Source organism: Natranaeroarchaeum aerophilus, from assembly GCF_023638055.1.
Lineage (GTDB): Archaea > Halobacteriota > Halobacteria > Halobacteriales > Natronoarchaeaceae > Natranaeroarchaeum > Natranaeroarchaeum aerophilum.
Genome location: NZ_JAKRVY010000001.1, coordinates 213517 through 232089, shown reverse-complemented (window position 1 = coordinate 232089; position 18573 = coordinate 213517). Strand labels below are relative to the sequence as shown.

General features: G+C 59.8%; 20 protein-coding genes. 10 read left to right on the top strand and 10 right to left on the bottom strand.

Annotated features, from left to right (window positions below; all coding sequences use genetic code 11):
• Positions 1–209: 209 nt before the first annotated feature.
• The 3 genes from AArcSt11_RS16870 to AArcSt11_RS01135 all read right to left on the bottom strand — a co-directional run bounded on the left by AArcSt11_RS16870 (position 210) and on the right by AArcSt11_RS01135 (position 2697).
• A complete protein-coding gene (locus tag AArcSt11_RS16870; protein ID WP_250593784.1) occupies positions 210–1256 on the bottom strand; it encodes a tyrosine-type recombinase/integrase in 1047 nt (348 codons plus the stop codon).
• 2 nt (positions 1257–1258) lie between these two features.
• Positions 1259–1945 (bottom strand): hypothetical protein, encoded by a 687-nt coding sequence (locus AArcSt11_RS01140; protein ID WP_250593783.1) that lies wholly within the window; start codon positions 1943–1945, stop codon positions 1259–1261.
• Positions 1946–2151: 206 nt separating this feature from the next.
• A complete protein-coding gene (locus tag AArcSt11_RS01135) occupies positions 2152–2697 on the bottom strand; it encodes a winged helix-turn-helix transcriptional regulator (protein WP_250593782.1) in 546 nt (181 codons plus the stop codon).
• Between the two features lie 191 nt (positions 2698–2888).
• Here AArcSt11_RS01135 and AArcSt11_RS01130 point away from each other — a divergent pair, with 191 nt between their 5' ends.
• From AArcSt11_RS01130 to AArcSt11_RS01115, 4 genes are all read left to right on the top strand, one after another.
• The gene (locus AArcSt11_RS01130; RefSeq protein ID WP_250594948.1) at positions 2889–3200 is read left to right on the top strand and encodes a DUF7471 family protein; all 312 of its coding nucleotides are present in this window, start codon (positions 2889–2891) and stop codon (positions 3198–3200) included.
• A gap of 48 nt (positions 3201–3248) precedes the next feature.
• Positions 3249–4298, top strand: coding sequence for an A24 family peptidase (locus AArcSt11_RS01125; protein ID WP_250593781.1), 1050 nt, complete (start codon positions 3249–3251; stop codon positions 4296–4298).
• A gap of 75 nt (positions 4299–4373) precedes the next feature.
• Complete coding sequence (hisI, locus tag AArcSt11_RS01120; RefSeq protein ID WP_250593780.1) at positions 4374–4751, top strand: phosphoribosyl-AMP cyclohydrolase; 378 nt, start codon at positions 4374–4376, stop codon at positions 4749–4751.
• A gap of 15 nt (positions 4752–4766) precedes the next feature.
• Complete coding sequence (locus tag AArcSt11_RS01115) at positions 4767–5903, top strand: DUF7118 family protein (RefSeq protein ID WP_250593779.1); 1137 nt, start codon at positions 4767–4769, stop codon at positions 5901–5903.
• A 17-nt stretch (positions 5904–5920) separates the two neighbouring features.
• Here the strand turns inward: AArcSt11_RS01115 and glmM are convergent, their stop codons facing one another.
• Entirely contained in the window at positions 5921–7279 is a 1359-nt protein-coding gene (gene glmM / locus AArcSt11_RS01110; RefSeq protein ID WP_250593778.1) for a phosphoglucosamine mutase, read from the bottom strand.
• 121 nt (positions 7280–7400) lie between these two features.
• Between glmM and AArcSt11_RS01105 the strand changes: the two genes are divergently transcribed.
• Entirely contained in the window at positions 7401–8042 is a 642-nt protein-coding gene (locus AArcSt11_RS01105) for a thioredoxin domain-containing protein (RefSeq protein ID WP_250593777.1), read from the top strand.
• A 47-nt stretch (positions 8043–8089) separates the two neighbouring features.
• Positions 8090–8671 carry an L-threonylcarbamoyladenylate synthase gene (locus tag AArcSt11_RS01100; RefSeq protein WP_250593776.1) on the top strand — a complete coding sequence of 194 codons (582 nt, stop codon included), beginning with the start codon at positions 8090–8092 and terminating at the stop codon, positions 8669–8671.
• A 44-nt stretch (positions 8672–8715) separates the two neighbouring features.
• Here AArcSt11_RS01100 and AArcSt11_RS01095 read toward each other — a convergent pair whose 3' ends face one another.
• Together AArcSt11_RS01095 and AArcSt11_RS01090 are read right to left on the bottom strand one after the other, a co-directional pair.
• Positions 8716–9381, bottom strand: a complete 666-nt coding sequence (locus tag AArcSt11_RS01095) for a CRISPR-associated protein Cas4 (protein ID WP_250593775.1) — start codon at positions 9379–9381, stop codon at positions 8716–8718.
• A gap of 116 nt (positions 9382–9497) precedes the next feature.
• Positions 9498–10100, bottom strand: a complete 603-nt coding sequence (locus AArcSt11_RS01090; RefSeq protein WP_250593774.1) for a conditioned medium-induced protein 4 — start codon at positions 10098–10100, stop codon at positions 9498–9500.
• Positions 10101–10198: 98 nt separating this feature from the next.
• Here AArcSt11_RS01090 and AArcSt11_RS01085 point away from each other — a divergent pair, with 98 nt between their 5' ends.
• The 4 genes from AArcSt11_RS01085 (at position 10199) to AArcSt11_RS01070 (ending at position 14535) form a co-directional block, all read left to right on the top strand.
• Positions 10199–10801: a biotin transporter BioY gene (locus AArcSt11_RS01085; protein ID WP_250593773.1), complete on the top strand. Its 603-nt coding sequence runs from the start codon at positions 10199–10201 to the stop codon at positions 10799–10801.
• An 11-nt stretch (positions 10802–10812) separates the two neighbouring features.
• Positions 10813–11529: an energy-coupling factor ABC transporter ATP-binding protein gene (locus AArcSt11_RS01080; RefSeq protein WP_250593772.1), complete on the top strand. Its 717-nt coding sequence runs from the start codon at positions 10813–10815 to the stop codon at positions 11527–11529.
• A 10-nt stretch (positions 11530–11539) separates the two neighbouring features.
• Positions 11540–12244 (top strand): energy-coupling factor transporter transmembrane component T family protein, encoded by a 705-nt coding sequence (locus tag AArcSt11_RS01075; protein ID WP_250593771.1) that lies wholly within the window; start codon positions 11540–11542, stop codon positions 12242–12244.
• A gap of 155 nt (positions 12245–12399) precedes the next feature.
• The gene (locus AArcSt11_RS01070; protein WP_250593770.1) at positions 12400–14535 is read left to right on the top strand and encodes a (Fe-S)-binding protein; all 2136 of its coding nucleotides are present in this window, start codon (positions 12400–12402) and stop codon (positions 14533–14535) included.
• 47 nt (positions 14536–14582) lie between these two features.
• Here AArcSt11_RS01070 and AArcSt11_RS01065 read toward each other — a convergent pair whose 3' ends face one another.
• The 4 genes from AArcSt11_RS01065 to AArcSt11_RS01050 form a co-directional block, all read right to left on the bottom strand.
• Positions 14583–15503: a DUF4382 domain-containing protein gene (locus AArcSt11_RS01065; protein WP_250593769.1), complete on the bottom strand. Its 921-nt coding sequence runs from the start codon at positions 15501–15503 to the stop codon at positions 14583–14585.
• Positions 15504–15677: 174 nt separating this feature from the next.
• Positions 15678–16664 (bottom strand): OapC/ArvC family zinc-ribbon domain-containing protein, encoded by a 987-nt coding sequence (locus AArcSt11_RS01060; RefSeq protein ID WP_250593768.1) that lies wholly within the window; start codon positions 16662–16664, stop codon positions 15678–15680.
• Positions 16664–17053, bottom strand: a complete 390-nt coding sequence (locus AArcSt11_RS01055) for a DUF2073 domain-containing protein (protein ID WP_250593767.1) — start codon at positions 17051–17053, stop codon at positions 16664–16666. The genes AArcSt11_RS01060 and AArcSt11_RS01055 overlap by 1 nt, the downstream gene beginning before the upstream one ends.
• Entirely contained in the window at positions 17053–17694 is a 642-nt protein-coding gene (locus AArcSt11_RS01050; protein ID WP_250593766.1) for an Era-like GTP-binding protein, read from the bottom strand. The genes AArcSt11_RS01055 and AArcSt11_RS01050 overlap by 1 nt, the downstream gene beginning before the upstream one ends.
• Between the last annotated feature and the right edge of the window lie 879 nt (positions 17695–18573).

Sequence of the window (18573 nt, the reverse complement as noted above, 5' to 3'; positions counted from 1 at the left end):
GAAAAGCCATCCTGCCGCGCAGCCAGCCAGATTGTTTTCATAAGCCACACAGGTAATAGAAGTATGAGTTAAGAAAGTTAGTCAAGTGTTCTTTTGCTTCCGCTAAAGACCCCATATCATGTTTAGCGGAAATACAGCTATCGCTACAATATATGTGGCCTCCTGATCGAGAGTTCAGAAACAAGACTCGGATTATCAGACCGTACTAGTTAATCAGGTCCGTACTTGTGGAGATGATCTGTCCCTGCCCGCGGGTCATCTTCGACGTAGATTCGTTCAGTTATTTTGACTGAAGAGTGACCCATAGCCTTAGACACCTCCCAAAGTCCGGCATCGGTTTCGTTGATCATGTAGGTGCCAAATCCGTGCCGAATGTTGTGTGCGGTTATGAGCCACCTGTTGGGAATCCGATCGCCATCTTCGTCAATGGGAGCGTTAGCGTCTGCGTAGATTTTGCGATTGAATCCTGCTTCATCAGCGGCATCAATAACAATCTCGTTGATTCTCTCGCCCGATAGTGGTGCGCCTCGCTCACCGACGAACAATCGAGAGTGATCAGCAGTGGCTGCCTTTTCGTCCCGATACCCATAATCCAGCCATTCTGTTATCAACCCATCTAGTGACTGCTGATATGCAACAACTCTCTCTTTGCCATTTTTAGCAATAGGTGCAGGGACGGTTATTTCTCTCTGTTCTCGATCAATGTTACTGATTACCAATCCTGACGCTTCGCCGCGTCGTAGGCCTGTCTGCCAAATTAATCGTATAACAAGTTGATCTCGTACGCGATTTCGCCCTACGTTCTCTTCCATTGCCCGTGTCTCTTCTTGTGAGACAGCATACTGTTCGGCTTCCTTGAGACGACTCGATTGTTCGGAGCTCTTGCTGAACCCGAATAGTTCGTCTTTATCCTCGTTCCACCGCTCAAACGGATTCGAACTGGTATAATCCATTCTCACTAGCCAATCGTGGAACGCGTTTATCCGATCCCACCGATACAAGTCAGTTGTCCCATTGAATTCTCGCGCCAATGTCTGGCCAACTTCATTAGCCTGAGCCGGCGTTACATCTACCGGTGAATTGACTTCAGCGTCGTCCAACCAGTGGTCGTACCATCGTAGATCCTGTTTGTATCTGGTAGTACTTTTTGTATCGCGCAGCTCTGAATTATCGTCGTCAGTCTCTGTATCCAACTGTCTTAGATACTGGCTGATTTCCGAGCGACATTCTTCGACGGCTTTGTATTGTGGTGGCACAGTCAGTCACCTGATTCCTTGTAGTATCGTCGCACAGTGGTGCGGTCCTGGTTGGATGATTCAGGATACCGAGGTTGGGATGTGGTCTGATCAGTCGACACATCTGTATGGCTTGGTGGATCCTCGACGCCAATATCGTCGTGACGAGGTATGTGACTATCTGCACCACCTGTCGTGTCTTCAATGTAGTTAACATCTGGATAGTACTCTAGCATCCGTGCGCAGGCACGGCGTGTATCAGCAAGATCTTCGTCGTAATACTGCGCCCAGACATCCGGCGTGGAAATCGATTTGGCTAATGCTAAATCACTAGGAGATTCGAACTGGCCGATTTCGCCGAAGTCAGGCAGTTCATTTGTGTCGGTATGAGCTGGAAGCGAAGAGTAGATATCGCGTGCTAATCGGTCGATGTTATCGTCGTCCGAGACGTTCGAATCGATCGAGAGGACATGATCTTCAATTCTTTCTAGTCGTTCGGAAATCGGAGTGACCGCTGAATCTACGGCGTCAATGAGCTCCTCCGGGTCGATCGACGACTCTTCGTCTGCACTAGCCATGTATCGGTACGCTGCAACACGTAAAAATCGGCTCATACTGTTGAATTCGCCCTCGTCACGCAAGAAGTTCTCAAACTCCTCTCGTTCTTCCGGCGTGAGTCGAACCCCAACAAACTCCGTTCTATCTGTCACGGTAAGCCAATCTATGGGTGCATTTGTGTTAAACGCTAGTATTACGTCAGTATCTAGAACCGCGTCATCTGAGCGAGTATAGACGGTCGAACGGACTCCATTTTTTGCAGACTGACGATTGGACCCCTGTACACGGTGCTGCGGTGTGGAAAATTACTCGTCTTTCATGCAAAACGTTGAGACCGGTCCGGAGACGCTCGGTCTGCTCAGCACTCCTGGGAGTCGATCGAATCTTCAGTAGCGCGCTCCAGTAGGTCGTCGACGAGACGGGTAAACCGATCGACAAACCGGTCAGAGACGCGGGGCGTCACGTCCGAGAGCATCGTCGCAGTCCGTCCAGGATTCGACAGTGTCAGCGTCACCCGATTGTGCTCGTCATAGTGTTTCTCGACGACATCTTGCTCGACGAGATGTCCCACGTGATGTTCGAGCGTACTGCGGGCGATACCCAGCGCCCCGGCGACATCGGCTGGGGCCGCAGGTTCGTGTTCGATCAGGTGGATGACGATCGATCTGGCCGTCTCGCGACGAAAGAGTGCAACTGCTCCTCGCTCCCACTCGTCATACGACGGCGGATAGTAGTGTGTTCGGCCATAGAACTCGCCGCGAACCACCTCGCCAGCGTCGATCAGCCGCCGAATGTGGTACTGGATCTGTCCCGGTGCGTACTCCGAATCGCGGACGAGTTCGTTGAAATGGACCCCGGCGTCGTCGTGGACGTGCGCCCGAATCGCGGGTCGTGTCTGAGTCATCTGTTATCGAGGGTACTCGATTGTTCTTAATGACCCCTCAATACAGGGTGTTTCGTTTCTTCCCAGCGACTGAGAACGGTGACCGAAGAGCATACTACGGAGCCGTGATAGCTAGAGAAAAGATGGTTTCAGCGTGTTGGTCCCCATCGTGGATCCGGCTTGTCGCGACAGCATCGTTCGGGGACACGTGGATGGATCCACAGCTTGCGCCGGTGCTCGTCGGTATCATTATTCTCGCAGTGGTAGGAACGACAGCGCTCTTTCTCGCTGGCGTCGTCGCTTATTCGCGTCGGCGGACACCGAGATATTTGTTGATCACGGTAGTGCTCGGCCTGCTCGTCGCACGTTCGGTCGTCGGGCTGGGCACGGTCCTCGGCGTCGTCCCGATGACAGCACACCACCTCGTCGAACACGGCTTCGACTTCCTGATTGCGATGCTTATTCTCTACGCGGTCTATCGGAGCGGTCCGAGTGGGGACGGAGAGACGTCCAGGAGTGGCTGAGCAACAGGAGCCGGAATTTATAACTCGGTGCCCCACAGCGTACGGGACATGCTCGAACTCGGTCCGGTCTTTGCCGGGACGACCGATCTCCTGCGGCTCGTCGCCGTTCCCGTGTTCGCGTGGGCCGCGTGGCGCGACATCCGGACGCGACGGGTCCCGAACGTCACATGGCTTCCGCTTGCCGTTCTGGGCCTGTTGTTGCTGGTCTGGGACGGCTGGCACGCGTTCGGAATCGGCGGCTACGACTGGCAGTTGTTCCTCGTCACGACAGCGATCAGCCTCGGTATCGTCGTCCCACTGTCCTACGCATTCTGGTGGATGGGCGGGTTCGGCGGCGCGGACGCAAAGGCACTGATGACGATTGGGATCCTGTTTCCGGCCTTTCCCACCTACTACGTCGAAACGAGCGTCTATCCGGCGGTCCAGACCGATGTAGGCGTCTTCTCGTTTACCATCCTCACCAACGCCGTGCTCGTCGCGGTCGCGTTCCCAGTTGCCCTGACCGCGTACAACGCCGCACGGGGTCGGTTTGCACCGGCGATGCTCGTCGGGCGAGTCCGCCACTGGTCGGATCTGTCGACCGCCCACGGCCGGGTGATGGAAGACCAGGAGGGGTTCACCCGGAGCGGGCTCGATCTCGACGCCTTACGGATGTATCTGCGCTGGCGCGGACTGACGCTCGCGGACCTGCGCGACGATCCAGACCGGTATCGGGATCCCGAGACGCTTCCGGACGAGCCGAACCCGCCGACCGACGGCGCAGTGACTGTGGAGGGAGAAGCCGTTTCTGATGGCGGCGAATCGGCAGCTGCCGAGCAGATTGCCCAGGGCGAGGAGTCCACCGATAATGAGGATGCCGAATCGACGACCTACGACGACCCGTGGGGTGCGGCCGCATTCCTCGACAGCATTGAGGGATCGGCGTACGGGACGACTTCCGAGAAGCTCCGGGACGGGCTGGACACGCTGGTCGAGCGCGATTGGGTGTGGGTCTCACCGGGCGTCCCGTTCATCGTCCCCATCTTCCTCGGACTTCTTGTCGCACTGGTGTACGGCGATCTGCTCTTCCGGTTGCTGGAACTGCTCGGGCTTGTGTAGCCGGTAGCAGAGGATCCCGCGGGCGACGTCCCGCCGACCAAAAAGCCTACCACCGGGAGCCGCTTTCTCCCGGGTATGAGCGAGACACGTGCGGACGTCGAGCTTGATTTCGGCGACGACGGGCTGATCCCGGCGGTGGCACAGGACGCCGACACCGGCGAGATCCTGATGCTCGCCTACGCCACCCGCGAGGCCGTCGATCGGACACGTGAAACCGACCGCGCCCATTATTATTCGCGGAGTCGCGACGAACTCTGGGAGAAAGGCGCATCTAGTGGCCACGTCCAGCACGTCGAGGAGATCCTCGTCGACTGTGATGGCGACGCCATCGTCTACCGGATCCAACAGGAGGGCGGGGCCTGTCACACCGGCTACGACTCCTGTTTCCACCGGACCATCGACGGCGAGATCGTCGGCGAAAAGGTGTTCGATCCCGACAGTGTCTACGAGTAATCAGCGGAGAAACAGATGAACGAACACACCGCCAAGGAGTTCGAGTCGGTCGACGCGCTCGACGACGCCCACGACGAGCTACACCGGCTTCGCGAGGAGCTAGAGAGAATCGGAGAGAGCGAGGTCGAGCAAGCCGTCGACGCATATCGGGACGCACACCGGATCCTCGACCGGTACGCCGACGACGCGACCGGCACGGGTGATTTCAAATCCTACGTCCAGTTTCGGGGCCAGTACTCCACGTTCGTCGAGAACCTGCCGGACGGGCTCCCGCGACGGGACGTGTTCGAGGAGTCGCTCGATATCGTCGACAAGCGACGGCTCAACGAGGGTGATTTTGCCCGCGCACGGGAGCGACTGGACGGCGTCACCGATCTCGTAGAGCTAATCGAGAACCGGAACGAGGCCCAGGAGGAGTATCATGAGGCACGCCTCGATGCAGTCGATCGGATCAATCAGATCGAGGAGGAAATAGTGGAGGTCGAGCGGACGCTGGAACTGGGTAAAGCGGATCTGGACGCGCCGGTCGAACGTCTCCGCGAGCCGATCGAACGCTACAACGAGGGAGTTCGTGAGGCGTTTCGCGAATACCGAAGCGAGACGAGTGCTCGCGATTTTCTAGAGTTCGTCGAGCGGACGAAGCAGTTCCCGCTCGTGCCGCTGCCGCGACCGCCCGAGGAGTTGCTGGAGTACGTCAAGGACAGTCCCGACGGGACCGAGTCGGTGCCGACCCTGCTGGAGTACGCCGACTACTCACACTCTAAACTCGTCCACTACGCCGACGACGCCGACGCGCTCAAACGGAAGATCGCCACACAGCGGACCTATCTGGATCGGCTCGATGCCGAACCGCTGACGCTCGTGTGGCCGCCCGAACCGGCCGAGACTGTCCGCTGGCGAGCCGACGAGCTGCGCCGCGTCGTCGGGCGGTTCGCACCCGATTCGACGGTCGCAGCGCTCCGCGAAGTCCAGCGACTGACGCGGGACGAGGCGTCGTTCGAGCGCCTGCGCAACGCGGCGGTCGCGGTCGACGAACTCAACGAGCGGACCCGTGAGCGACTCGCGTCGGGGGGAGTCAAGCGGGAACTCGAACAGCTCCGAACGGAAAAAGAGACACTACAGAAACGACTCGACGCTCTACCGGAGACCTGATTTAGACCGACGACCACTCACTGCCGACCGCTTTCGAGGGCCTCCCGGACGTGGTCGACCAGCTCCTGTGCTCGTTGCTCGCTACCTGCTTCCGCATACAGTCGGATCAACGGTTCCGTTCCGCTTGGCCTGGTGAGAACCCATGCGTCCCCGTAGTCGAGTCTGATGCCGTCCTGTGTCGAAAGCTCGGCGTCCACATCTCTGGCCCACTCGGCTGCGGCATCGAGCATCGCGTCGCGCTCGGTTCGGTCCTCGTACGTGAGGTTGACGCGGACGTTGTAATAGCCCGAGTACGGTGCGACGATCTCGCTGGCGTTGCGGCTGGCGACGAGTTCGAGAAACCGCGCGGCGGTGAACGCGCCGTCACGGGCGAGCCGATATCGCGGGAAGAAGAGCCCACCATTCCCCTCGCCCGCGATCGGAACGGAGATGCCCTGTTTCTGGAGTTCGCGGATCCGACTGACGATATACGTACTGCCGATCGGCGTCAGTTCGAGTTCGGCGTCGGCCGCAGATACTGCATCGACGAGCCGCTGGGAGACGTTGACCGCGGAGACCGTCGTCTCGTCCGGATCGAGTTCGGCGGCGACCAGCGCAGCCAGTGTCGCGTCCCCCTCCATGTACTCGCCGGTCTCGTCGAAGAAGACCGCACGGTCGCCGTCGCCGTCGTGGGCGATCCCCAGATCAGCGTCGGTCGCCCGGACGAGTCTCCCGAGATCGTCGAGGTTCTCGGGGATCGGTTCGGGATCACGGCCCGGAAAGTGCCCATCTGGCTGGGCGTTGACTGTCACGACGTCACACCCGAGCGCACGGAAGAACTGGGGGCTCGTGAGGGAGGCCGCACCATGCCCAGGGTCGAGCGCCACAGTTAGATTGCCCCCGGCGATCCGGTCGACATCGACGACATCGAGCAGTTCGTCGAGATAGTCGTCGTTTGCCGTCTCGACACGTCTAGATTGTCCGACCTCGTTCCATGCTGTCGTGTCCGAGGCGTCCGCCAAGAACACCTCCTCGATACGTTCGAGTTCGTCGACCGAGAGGCCAACACCGTCGGAGCCGACGAGTTTGATACCATTGAACTCCGGCGGGTTGTGCGACGCGGTGACGATGACGACCGGAATACCGGCTCGCTCAGCGTAGGCCTGCGCCGCCGGTGTCGGCGTGACGCCGAGCCGGTCGATGTCGGTCCCGACGCTTGCCAGTCCGCTGGCGACCGCGTCGGCGATCATCTCGCCGGTAACCCGTGTATCGCGGGCAATCCCGACCCGATCGTCGTTCCAGACCGATCCAGCGGCCTGTGCGACTTCCATCGCAAACGAAGGCGTCAACGACTCGTTGACGATCCCGCGCGTTCCGCTCGACCCGAACACTTCCATATACCTGCACGTGCGTAAGCGATACTCAAAGCCGTTCCGCACCGCGACAGCGATACAGCGTTCGCGTCGCGCAATGCTGGACCCGAATGGTTGATGAACGCAGGTTACTAACGACCAGTATATGAACACGAAACAGTCGAGGCGACGGTTCATGGCACTCACAGCGACAGGAGTCGCCGGTGCAGTTGCGGGCTGTCTGGGCGACGAGGACGGCCTCGCTGCGGATGGGGAAACGGTCGAGGAGTTACCAACGCCGGTACAGGGCGATCCGGACGCGGACGTAACCGTAGCAGTCTACGAGGACTTCAGTTGTCCTGGCTGCCAAGGATATAAACTGTCCGTCTATCCGGAGATCAAAACGGAATTCATCGAGTCCGACCGGATCAGGTACGAACACCATGATCTACCGGTGGTTAACGAAACCTGGTCGTATCAGATCCCGAGCGCTGCCAGAGCGGTGCAGGATACCGAAGACGACGAGGCGTTCTTCGCGTTCGCAGAAGCGATCTATCCATATCAGGACGAGTACTCGTTCGACACCGTTGAATCGGTCGCCGAGGAAGTTGGTGCCGACGGTGACATCGTCCGTAACGCTGCGGAGGATCTGACCTACCTGCCGGTGATCGAAGCAAGTAGTGACGCAGGGCAGGATCGTGGTGTTAACTCGACGCCGACAGTTATAGTCAACGACGAGCTGCTGACACCGCAGCAAGGCGAGGACTTCTACCAGGAAATCGCAAGCACCATCGAATCGGCCGAGTAGCTCAGCGAGACGGTACGTTTTTTCGACGGAGCATCCAAGGGATGCTGATGACCGATCTCGACCGCGCAGCAGCTGCGATCCGGGACGGGGAGCTCGTCGTCTACCCTACAGAGACGGTGTACGGGCTGGCCGCGGACGCGCTGGATCCAGACGCCGTCGAGCGAGTGTTCGAAACGAAAGGCCGCGAGTGGTCAAAGCCGGTTTCACTGGGCGTCCCAGAAGTCGACACGGCAGCGGAATACGTGGATGCGACCGAGCGCGAGCGGGCGTTCATGCGCGAGTTTCTTCCCGGGCCGGTCACGGTCCTGTGTGAGCGTCGTGAGATGGTGCCGGATGTACTGACAGCGGGGAGTGATCGTGTCGGCGTTCGAGTGCCGGATCACGATCTGGCACTGGCCCTGCTGGAGCGAACCGGGCCGATCACCGCGACGAGCGCGAACGTGAGCGGTCGCCCGAGCGCCCGCCGCGTCGCGGAGGTCGACACCGAGATCAGGGACGCCGCGAGCGTCGTCCTCGACGGGGGGAAGACGGGCGGCGTCGAAAGCACTGTCGTCGACGTCGAAAGCGGGGAGATCCATCGCCGTGGCGCGCTGGGCAACGAGATCGAAGCGTGGCTGGGCGAGCACTGAGTCGACCCGCCATTCGACGCGCGATTGTCCATAGCCGGATACTTCTACCCGAATCCCAGCAGCGATCGAAGCGTGCGCGTCTCGACGCCGCACTGCTCGCTGTACTCACAGGCGGAACACTTCGTATCGTTCTGTAGGCGGGGCGGTGGAGTGCCGAGTGACTCGACAGTTCGGATCGCGTCACGGTACTGTGCCTTCCGGCGGCCGTCGATCGACACCGATCGGACGATGCCGTGAGTCGGATACTCGACATACGCGCGCTCGACTGGTCGTTTCCGTTCCCACGCGAGGGCTTTGGCAGCCGCGACGGCGTGGACCGACTGTGGCTCCCAGACGCCCTGTTTCGGTGGCGTTCCCGTGGCGACGAGCGAGGGGACTGGCGGGTCGTCGAGGCACTTGTGGACGACCCCGCGACACTCCCGCCCGGTCAGCAGGACGTCCCGGTGAGAAGGATCGACGAGGGCATCGAAGCGGTCGATTCGCTCGCGAGTTCGCCGGAGGTTTCGGCGAAAGGTGAGAGGCGAGATGTCGATGTGGAGATCGGATAGCGTCCCATTGTCGGCGTCGATCAGCTCGTCGTAGCGGTACGCGAGAGCGCGGCGACGCTCCACGTCGGGTGGCGGCGAACGGTCCTCGTCCCGCCGTGCGTAGTATAGTTGACGCGGGCAGAACGCGACTCGCCGGAGGTCGCTGAAGGCGTGCAGAGCCATAGCGGCGGTGGCTCGTGATGAAATATAAACTGCCGGACTATCGTGGTGTGCCGATCGGCAGCGGCGGAAACTGGAGGCAGGGAGTTCAGGGCCAATACGAGAAGACCGGCGGTGCGTTAGAAAGAGACGTCTGTCTCCATTCCCTCCGTGGCGTCGTCGAGGCCGTCCTCCTGGACGTCACCGGTCATGTGTGTCGAGAGATCGGCCTCGCCGATGATACTGTCAAGTTCGTCCCGATACCTGTCGTTGGCCTGCCGGGATTCGTTCTGTGCGGCGATAATTCGACGATAGCGCCGGACGGTCGACTCGCTGACATCGAACTCCTCGGAGAGGTCTGCCGTCGCCGGATCCTCGGTGAGGTGGCGGCGGAATTCGTCGAGGTCGAACGGTGCATCCAGATCTCTCTCGTGGATCAGGTGGAGGTCGAGTCGAGCGCGAACCACTGTCGTACGCGATTCGTCGATGTCGCGGGCAATCTCGGCGTCCGATTCGTCGGCGTAGAAGCCGTCGACGATCTCGCAGTACTGCTCGTCGGAGAGGTCCGTCTCGAACTCGTAGCGCTCCTGCATACTCTCGATGACGCCCTCGATACGTTCACGGACAGCCTCGTTATCAACATCGGTGATCGATCCGCGGGTGTCTTCCTGTGCCTCCGTCACGGTCTCTTCGTCGGTCACGTCGATGAAGATATCACGGAGCTCTTCGGTCTTCTCGTCCATCAGTACGCAGTGTATCAACAGGAGGCGGTATAAAAGCTTGTCCGGCTGGAAGTTTGTAAACCAATATATTCAAGAGGGTTGACGGGGACCGATCGGACATGAACGACACTGGACAACAGGTTGATCTCGTCGACGGCGAAATAGTCGTTGGGATCGCCGGCGCAGCACTGATGGCGGCGTTAACTGGCGTACTGGCGTATCTGGCGCTGCCGTACCCCTGGTCGCCTGAACCGATTACGCTACAGATCCTCGGCATCTTTCTCGTCGGAGTGTTCCTCGGCGCAAAGTGGGGCGGCCTCTCGATGGTACTATATCTCGTCGCCGGGGGCGTCGGTGCACCAGTCTTCGCACACGGGCAGGCGGGGATCGGCCATCTCTTTGGCTCCTCCGCGGGTTACCTGTTCTCGTTTCCGATCGCAGTCGTCGTGATCGGACTCCTGGCGTACGGGCATACCGGAATGGGCGATCCCTCGTCGCTGAGCCACTCCCGACTGATCGGCAGCCTCGTCGCCGGAGCTGCGATCATCTATGCACTCGGGATCGTCGGCCTGATGGTCGTCCTGGAACTGAGCCTCGTGGAAGCCCTGATCGGCGGTGCCGTCGTCTTCTTCCCCGGCGAGGCAGCCAAAATCGCCGCCGCGGTCGCTATCGCCCAGAGCGGGCACGTCGTGGACTGGCCGCCGCAGGGAATCGGGCAGTAGGATCACCCAGAATGATAGAAACCACCGACCTCGTCTTCGAGTACGGGGACGTTCGAGTACTCGACGGGATTTCGCTCCGGATCGGCGACGGCGAGTTCGTCGTACTGGCGGGGGCGAACGGATCGGGCAAGACGACGCTGGTTCGTCAGTTCAACGGGCTCTTGACGCCTGATGCGGGCAAGGTGACGGTGGACGGAACGCCAGTCGAGGACGATTTGCTCCGTGCGCGCCAGCGCGTCGGGATGGTGTTTCAGTCCCCGCGCGACCAGTTTGTGGCCACAACGGTCGGGACAGACGTCGCATTCGGGCCGGAGAACCTCGGGCTAGATCGTGACGAGATCGATCGTCGGGTGAGCGAGGCGCTCGATGCGGTCGGGATGGGTGGCCGAGGCGAGGAGCGGATCGACCAGCTCTCCGGTGGCGAACAGGAGCGAGTCGCCATCGCCGGTGCGCTCGCGATGGAACCCGACCATCTGGTCCTCGACGAACCGTTTACCGGCCTCGACGAACCAGCGCGCCAGTCCGTACTGGAGAAGCTAGCGGCACTGGGTGAAAGCGGAACCGGCGTCGTCGTGGTCACCCACGACCTGCGGGACGTGCTCGACCTCGCCGACCGTGTGGTCGCGCTGGTCGACGGAACGGTCGCGGTCGATACCACCCCGGAATCGGTGGAAGCAGCGCTCGACGGCATCGGTATTCGGATACCAGCGGCATCGAACAGGCGGTGAGTCGCCGACGATGTTGACCTACGAACCGGGGACGACGGTCGGCCACCGGCTGGACGCCCGCGCGAAACTCGGCTTTCAGATCGCTTTCGCTGTTGCCGCGTTCGCCCACACTACCATGTCGGGGATGGCCGTACTGTCCGTTCTGGCGCTTGCCGTTCTCGCTACCGCTCGCGTGTCACCGCTTCGGGCACTGTGGTCGATCCGGGTGCCACTCGTACTGCTGGCGTTTGCGCCGCTGCTAGCTGCCGCCACCCTCGGCCCGCCGTGGCTCGACATCGGGGATGGCCTCGTGACTGCCCTCGCGAGCTATCGAGTCGTCCTGATACTACTGGTCAGTACCGCATACGTGGTGACGACCGCACCGAGAGAGTCGCGGGCGGCGATTCAGTGGGCGGTGCCCGGACGCCCGGGCGTCGTTCTCGGGATCGGTGTCTCACTGATCTTCCGGTTCCTGCCGGTGCTCCAGTCCGATCTCCGGCGCATCCGCGACGCCATCGCCGCACGCGGTGGTGAGAACGCGAGTCTGCGGCGGCGTGCCGAACTGATCGGCATTCTCGGCGTTTCGCGAACGTTTCGGCGAGCAAATCGGCTGGCACTCGCAATGCAGGCCCGATGTTTCTCGTGGAACCCGACCCTGCCACCGCTTTCGGCGACTCGACTGGACGTCCCCGTTGTCGCGCTGAGTAGTATGCTTTTGCTGTCACCGCTGCTCTGAGGCTGTGCTTTTGTTGTCACCGCTGCGCTGGGTGGTTCTCTGCCGATACGCCGACGGGAATAAACTAGGAATTGGTTGTAGATTACCTGATGACGGGAGCGGGATCGGCTGTGTTCGTGGGAAGATTTATCTGTTCGGTGTGCGCGTGATAATACATGACATTTATCGCGCAAAGCGGTGGGGAACCGACCCGCCCAACGTTCTACCAGATCGATCTCGTCGGCGAGGTGATCTTCTACTATCTCGCCGCCGTCGCGATCATTATTTTTCTGTACGGCGCGTACGATCGTGTACAGCGATACACGCGCGGCGATGAGGACTGGTTCGACCGACTGGATGGGATCGTCGGGCGGATGATCACAGCGGTGAAACTGGTCGGATCGAATCGGCCGCTGTTCGATCGAGATCTGTATGCCGGCGTGATGCACACGTTCATCCTCTGGGGGTTCCTGACGCTCCTGATGGGAACGACGATCCTCGCCATCGACATGGACATCTACCGACCGCTGACCGGCGAGTCGTTCTGGGTCGGCGACTTCTATCTCTCCTACCAGTTCGTGATGGACGCGATGGGGCTGCTGTTCGTCGTCGGCGTCGGGATGGCGATGTATAGCCGGTATGAAGTCCGAAAGCCCCGACTCTGGGGGAAACACACGAGTCTCGAAGACGATCTGTTCATCTGGACGCTCTTTATCCTCGGAGTCGGCGGATTTCTGCTCGAAGCCCTCGGTATTCTGGGGCGTGGGTTCCCCGGTCACGAGACCGTGAGCTTCGTCGGCTACTTCATTGCCGTCGTGCTGGGTGCGGGCGGGATGACGCCCGAGGGTGCACAGGCTGCCTATCCAGTGGTCTGGTGGCTCCACGCGATCCACGCGCTTGCCTTTGTCGCCGCCATTCCCTACGCCAAGCCGTTCCACATGCTCTCCTCGTTCGCAAACGTCGTGACCCGCGATGAGAAGTCGGGCGCGCGACTTCCCGGCGTCCCCGCCGATCTCGATGCTACCAACGCCGAGTCGATCGATGATTTCACCTGGAAGGAGATTCTCGATCAGGACGCCTGTACGAAGTGTGGTCGCTGTTCGTCGGTTTGTCCAGCGAAAGCGTCGGGGCGACCGCTCGATCCACGCGACGTGATTCTCGACCTGAAAGCCTACCGGGAGTCGCTCGATGGCGATGGAGACGGGGGGACGAAGCCGATTATTGCGGACGGTGGGACCTCGGTGATCGACAGCTCGACAATGGAGTCGTGTATGTCCTGCATGGCCTGCATGGACGCCTGTCCCGTCGAGATCGAACACCTGAACTCCTTTACTCGAATGAACCGCCAGCTCGTCGACGAGGGGGCTGTCGACTCGAACATGCAAGACGTCTTCCAGGACGTCATGCAGAAGGGCAACACGTTCGGCGAAGCCCAGCGCGACCGAGCGGACTGGGCCGACGAACTGGCGTTCGAGCCGACCGACGCGCGCGAACAGGAGGTCGAGTACCTCTGGTACGTCGGCGACTACCCGAGCTTCGACGAACGCAACAAGAAGGTCGCCCGCTCGCTCGCACGTCTCTTCGAGGAAGCCGACGTCGAGTGGGGAATACTCTTCGACGACGAAAAGTACGACGGCAACGACATCCGACGGATCGGCGAGGAGTTCCTCTACCTCGAACTGGCAGGGCATCACGTCGAAACGTTCGAGGACTGTGAGTTTGAGCAGATCGTCTGCACCGACCCGCATAGCTACAATACGTTCAAAAACGAGTATCCCGAGGTGGACTTCGAGGAGTTCGCGGACGATCCGATGATGCCCTTCGAGTACGACGAGCAGTGGAACGAGAGTGGAGAGATCGACGTGAAACACTGGACGCAGGTCGTCGAGGAGTTGGTCGATGCGGGTCGGCTCGACCTCGCTGGCGACGAACTGGACTACACCGTCACCTATCACGATCCCTGTCACCTCGGGCGGTACAACGACGAGTACGAAGCACCGCGAAAGTTGATCCGTGCCACCGGTGCGGACCTCTACGAGATGCCCCGCAGCCGGAAGGATTCGTTCTGCTGTGGCGGCGGCGGTGGCGGCCTCTGGATGGAGTTCGAGGAAGAGGTCAAGCCGAGCGAGGAACGGTTGCGGGAGGCGCTGGAGGATACAGAGGTCGGTGACGCGGTCGAAAAGTTCGTCGTCGCCTGCCCGATGTGTACGACGATGTTCGAAGACGGGCGGAAGACAGGAGACTTCGAGGAGGATATCGAAATCGTCGATGTTGCTGAGCTACTGATCGAAGCCGTCGAAACGAAGGAATAGCTTTTTGGCCCGAAACTAAGGGACAGCGTTTGGGTCCGTAAGGGGAGCTACTGTTCGTCGTCCCCGTTTTCGCCCTCGTCTGCTGCGTCGTCTACGCCGTCGTCCGCCTGCTCTTCGCCTGCGTCGTCTCCGTCCCCGTCGTCGTCCGATCCGCCATCAGAATCGTCGTCCGATTCTTCTCCACCCTCGTACTCTTCGTCACCATAGAGGACTGTGACCCCGCTTGCGACCGGCCGGATGATGTATTTCCCCTGGCCGGTTCGGTTCGGTGCGAAGTCGGCGATAAATCGCGTTCGCTCCGCCGAGCGGATCTCGAACGACGCGTTGAACTTCAGCGGAGCGTTGCCCGGCGTATCGACATCTGCCTCGCTGCCGTCTTCCACAAGAATACCCTCCGTGTTGCTGACGTTCAACTGAAGGAACTGGTACTCGCCGACCTCGACGTCGGTTTCGTCGATAAGCTGGGTGTTGTCGCCCTGCAGCTCGACGAGATCCGCTTGCTGTGGCTCCTCGAACTCGATGTAGCGGCGACCGTTGCCGTTGTCCTCGTCGCCGTTTTCTTCGTCCTCGTCACCGTCAGTTTCGTCCTCGTCGTCACCGTCGTCTTCTTCCGTATCGTCTTCGACACCCTCATCGGAGTCCGAATCATCCTCGTCGTCATCCGATTCGGGGTCGTTCGAGTCGTCAGCAGTCGGCTCCTCGGAATCGTCCGTCCCTTCTTCGGGGTCGTCTTCCCCGTTCTCGTCGTCCGAGGGCTTGATCCAGATGCCGTCGATCGTCACGACGAGCGATTCGAAGTCGCCGATATCGTTCGGCTGATCCGTCACGCTCGTTGAGAGCGTTCCGTACGCCGATCCGTCGTCGCCACCGTTCTCGTCGCCGTTCGTGTCATCGCCACCTACACAGCCAGCGAGAACGCCGCCCGCGGTTACTGCACCGACAGTCCGTAAATACGTTCTTCGATCCATACGTGCTATAAGTGGCTTATCAGGTAAGTGTCTGCTGGCCACATATATTTGATACATACAGAGTAACAAGTCCCGTAATCTTGAGTTTTAGCGGACAAGAGTCGAAATACTTCAAGTATTGGAAATGTAGAATTAATAGACTATATGCCGACTTCCAGGCAAACGGAGAGCACCTCAACGGTCCTCGTCACCGCGCCAGGCGTCCGGCACCTCGATGGCGTACCGGCCGTCCTCCATCAGCGAGACGATGTACTCCTCGCGGTCGTACAGCTCCATCAGGTTGAGTTCGTACTCGCCCGGGCGGACGATCTTGATACTCTCGAACTGCTCGTTGAGTTCGGCACGAAGCGCTTCGAGGTCGGGGTTGTCGTCATCGTTCGGTGTACTCGCTACGCGCCCCTCCGACGCGTCCGGCGGCCGTTGTTTGGCAGAGCCCGAGTGATTGTTGGAAGGCTTCCCGTTGTCGGCCGACTCTGTCGGCGGGTCATCAGGGAGTTCGTCGGGAGAGACGACATCGGAGCGTGCGCTCGCCTGTGCTGTGTCTTCCGAGGTATCGACAGGGGACCGACGCCGCTCACCCGAAGTGTCGTCACGATCGGACTCCGTCGGCTGATCGGGACGCTGGCCGACGTCGGGCCATTCTTTCGATTCCGATTCCGGAGGGGCGGATCGATCCCGGTACGGATCCTCAAAGCCGTGATCCGGCCATTCAGTCGATCCATCTTCGCCGAGGTCCGGTCGGGTCTCGTTGGGTGTCGACTTGTTTGAACCGGCTTCACTGCCGGCCGACGAAGGGGACTGCGTGTCGGAGTGCCGAGTATCGGCCGATTGTTCCGGTCTGCGATCGGACGCGCTGGGCGACTGGGCCGTATCCGATGCGGGAGATCGAGCACCTGTCCCATCGGCTCCAGTATCGGCAGACGGTGAATCATCACTGCTCACCCAGTCACGAACCGTTCGGGTAGCCTGTGATACCGTGTTCGCAACGCTCGATGGGGAGTCGGGTGGCTCGGGATTGTTAGGGCTATCCGGAGCGGACTCAGCAGAACGTCCGGCCGGCTCGAACTGGAACTTGTTGCCGCCACAGTCCGGACAGCCGGACAGCATCTCCTTGGAGCCGTCCGGAAACGTCCGACCACAGTTCGTACACTGATGTGGCATTATTTCCGGGAGACCAGAGCGCTGATGAGCGTCTCGTCCTTGTGGAGCGTCTCGATCTGGTTGGCTGGCCCGATCACCGTCAGTTTCGATGCCTCTTCTTTCCCCATTAAGCGTGAGAACAGTCCACCGTTCGTCTCGCCGCGGGGATACGTCTCGATCTCGATGCCGTTGAAGTCCTCCGGATCCGCAGGCGTGATCTCGGTCATCGTCACCTCGATCAGTTTGGACTCCTCGTCGGGGGTCAGTCCCTGTTCGAGGATGACGATATTCCCATCACGGACGCCATCGAGGATCATCCGGATCTTCTCCATGCCAGTCATTCCCTCCATCCGGTCGCCGCTGATCAGGTCGATCTGGACGCCGTCGGAGGGGTCTTTTACTTCCGGCATTATCCGAAGTACTCCGCGATTTTGTCGTACACTTCGTCCATGTTGTCACCTTCCAGCGCGGAGAGCTCGACCGTCTCGTGTTGGGGGAAGGCGTTCGCAATCTGCTGGACGTTCGATCCCTCGAGGTCGATCTTGTTCGCGAAGATCAGTACGGGGAGGTTCTGGCTCTCGATAATCCCGACGAGCATCGTATTGACCTGCGTGAACGGATCCTCCGTCGAGTCGAGAACGTAGATAACGCCGTCGACGTCCTCGCGCAGCCAGTGCATCGCCTCGGCGACACCCTCGGTTGCCTCACGGGAGCGCCGGACGGCGTCGTCCTCGTCGATGTCGTAGTCGAGGAACTCCTCGTAGTCGACCTTCGTCGTCACGCCGGGCGTGTCGACAATATCGATCGAGACGGAGTTGCCGTTTCGCTTGATCTCGACGTTCTCCTTGCGTCTTGCTCGACGTGTTTCGTGTGGTACGTGGCTCTCCGGTCCGATCGCGTCACCAGTCCAGTCCCGCGCGATGCGGTTGGCTAGCGTGGTTTTGCCAGCGTTTGGCGGTCCATAAATACCTATCCGTTTCTGCTCGTCCTCGGAGAAGAGGCGGCCTGTTACGCGGGATACGCTATCCCTGAGTTCTGTAAATAGTCCCATGTTTTTCACCCCGCACCCATGCGTTTTTCACCGCGGGCCTACGCGTGGGTTATGGTGTATGGCGCTACAACGTCACTGTATATACTTAAGCCTTGGTCAGACGAGTATTAGCATAGTTGTAGTTACAAAATTTTAATGTATCAAAAATTGCGCGTTAGAAACTCGTTGGACAGCCCAATTTTATAGGATCCATATTGGTGGGGAGTCACCAAAGAGCGGTGCCGGGCTTCATTGTGTGCAAGATACACCCACGCAGAGAGTTCTCGGTGAGCCCGCGTCGCAGGGGTCAGCACGTCGTTGATGCTGTTGGTGTTGTTGGTGTTGTTCACCACCCCCACCCCTTCGTTTCGAGTGGAACGACCACCAGACACCCCACCCCCGTGGGAGGGGGTCGAGTAAGTGGGCGATAGATGTCTCTGTGTGACGTTGTCTTCTAGACTGTACTAGAAATACTCTAGACAGAACACCAATTCTATACGCCTTCTACTGCAGTGCGGATATTGTTTAACACAGTGTATAATAAAACTTTGCGTCCCGCTAGGCTTCGCCTGCTCTCTCACCCCTACCCACCCAATAAACGAGTTCCACCTGAAACGAAGGGGTGGGGGGGTCCGGACACCGTGCCACTGAACCCCTTCCTTTCGAGTGGAGTATTTTCCCGTGTTTGCTGAATTGTGGAATTGGTTCGATTCCCTGCAGTCGAATTAACCTGAGTATGTGACCAGGAGCAGCTCCTGATGATCTCCCGATCCACCCTCCCCCACGTCCACTCTCGCCTACACGAGGAATCGTGTGCAAGCCTTCTCGCTGGAGATCGGTAGCTGGCAACCGATCTCTGGTTCTCGGTGCTACCCACCCAATAAACTGCAGTCCATTGTT

What these genes read in the sequence shown, in the direction of transcription:
- AArcSt11_RS01125 (WP_250593781.1), top strand. Translation starts at nt 3,249, where the DNA reads ATGCTCGAACTCGGTCCGGTCTTTGCCGGGACGACCGATCTCCTGCGG.
- AArcSt11_RS01060 (WP_250593768.1), bottom strand. Translation starts at nt 16,664, where the DNA reads ATGCCACATCAGTGTACGAACTGTGGTCGGACGTTTCCGGACGGCTCC.
- AArcSt11_RS01080 (WP_250593772.1), top strand. Translation starts at nt 10,813, where the DNA reads ATGATAGAAACCACCGACCTCGTCTTCGAGTACGGGGACGTTCGAGTA.
- AArcSt11_RS01055 (WP_250593767.1), bottom strand. Translation starts at nt 17,053, where the DNA reads ATGCCGGAAGTAAAAGACCCCTCCGACGGCGTCCAGATCGACCTGATC.
- AArcSt11_RS01135 (WP_250593782.1), bottom strand. Translation starts at nt 2,697, where the DNA reads ATGACTCAGACACGACCCGCGATTCGGGCGCACGTCCACGACGACGCC.
- AArcSt11_RS01085 (WP_250593773.1), top strand. Translation starts at nt 10,199, where the DNA reads ATGAACGACACTGGACAACAGGTTGATCTCGTCGACGGCGAAATAGTC.
- AArcSt11_RS01105 (WP_250593777.1), top strand. Translation starts at nt 7,401, where the DNA reads ATGAACACGAAACAGTCGAGGCGACGGTTCATGGCACTCACAGCGACA.
- AArcSt11_RS01130 (WP_250594948.1), top strand. Translation starts at nt 2,889, where the DNA reads ATGGATCCACAGCTTGCGCCGGTGCTCGTCGGTATCATTATTCTCGCA.
- AArcSt11_RS01050 (WP_250593766.1), bottom strand. Translation starts at nt 17,694, where the DNA reads ATGGGACTATTTACAGAACTCAGGGATAGCGTATCCCGCGTAACAGGC.
- AArcSt11_RS01075 (WP_250593771.1), top strand. Translation starts at nt 11,540, where the DNA reads ATGTTGACCTACGAACCGGGGACGACGGTCGGCCACCGGCTGGACGCC.
- AArcSt11_RS01090 (WP_250593774.1), bottom strand. Translation starts at nt 10,100, where the DNA reads ATGGACGAGAAGACCGAAGAGCTCCGTGATATCTTCATCGACGTGACC.
- AArcSt11_RS01095 (WP_250593775.1), bottom strand. Translation starts at nt 9,381, where the DNA reads ATGGCTCTGCACGCCTTCAGCGACCTCCGGCGAGTCGCGTTCTGCCCG.
- AArcSt11_RS01115 (WP_250593779.1), top strand. Translation starts at nt 4,767, where the DNA reads ATGAACGAACACACCGCCAAGGAGTTCGAGTCGGTCGACGCGCTCGAC.
- AArcSt11_RS01100 (WP_250593776.1), top strand. Translation starts at nt 8,090, where the DNA reads ATGACCGATCTCGACCGCGCAGCAGCTGCGATCCGGGACGGGGAGCTC.
- hisI (WP_250593780.1), top strand. Translation starts at nt 4,374, where the DNA reads ATGAGCGAGACACGTGCGGACGTCGAGCTTGATTTCGGCGACGACGGG.
- glmM (WP_250593778.1), bottom strand. Translation starts at nt 7,279, where the DNA reads ATGGAAGTGTTCGGGTCGAGCGGAACGCGCGGGATCGTCAACGAGTCG.
- AArcSt11_RS01065 (WP_250593769.1), bottom strand. Translation starts at nt 15,503, where the DNA reads ATGGATCGAAGAACGTATTTACGGACTGTCGGTGCAGTAACCGCGGGC.
- AArcSt11_RS01070 (WP_250593770.1), top strand. Translation starts at nt 12,400, where the DNA reads ATGACATTTATCGCGCAAAGCGGTGGGGAACCGACCCGCCCAACGTTC.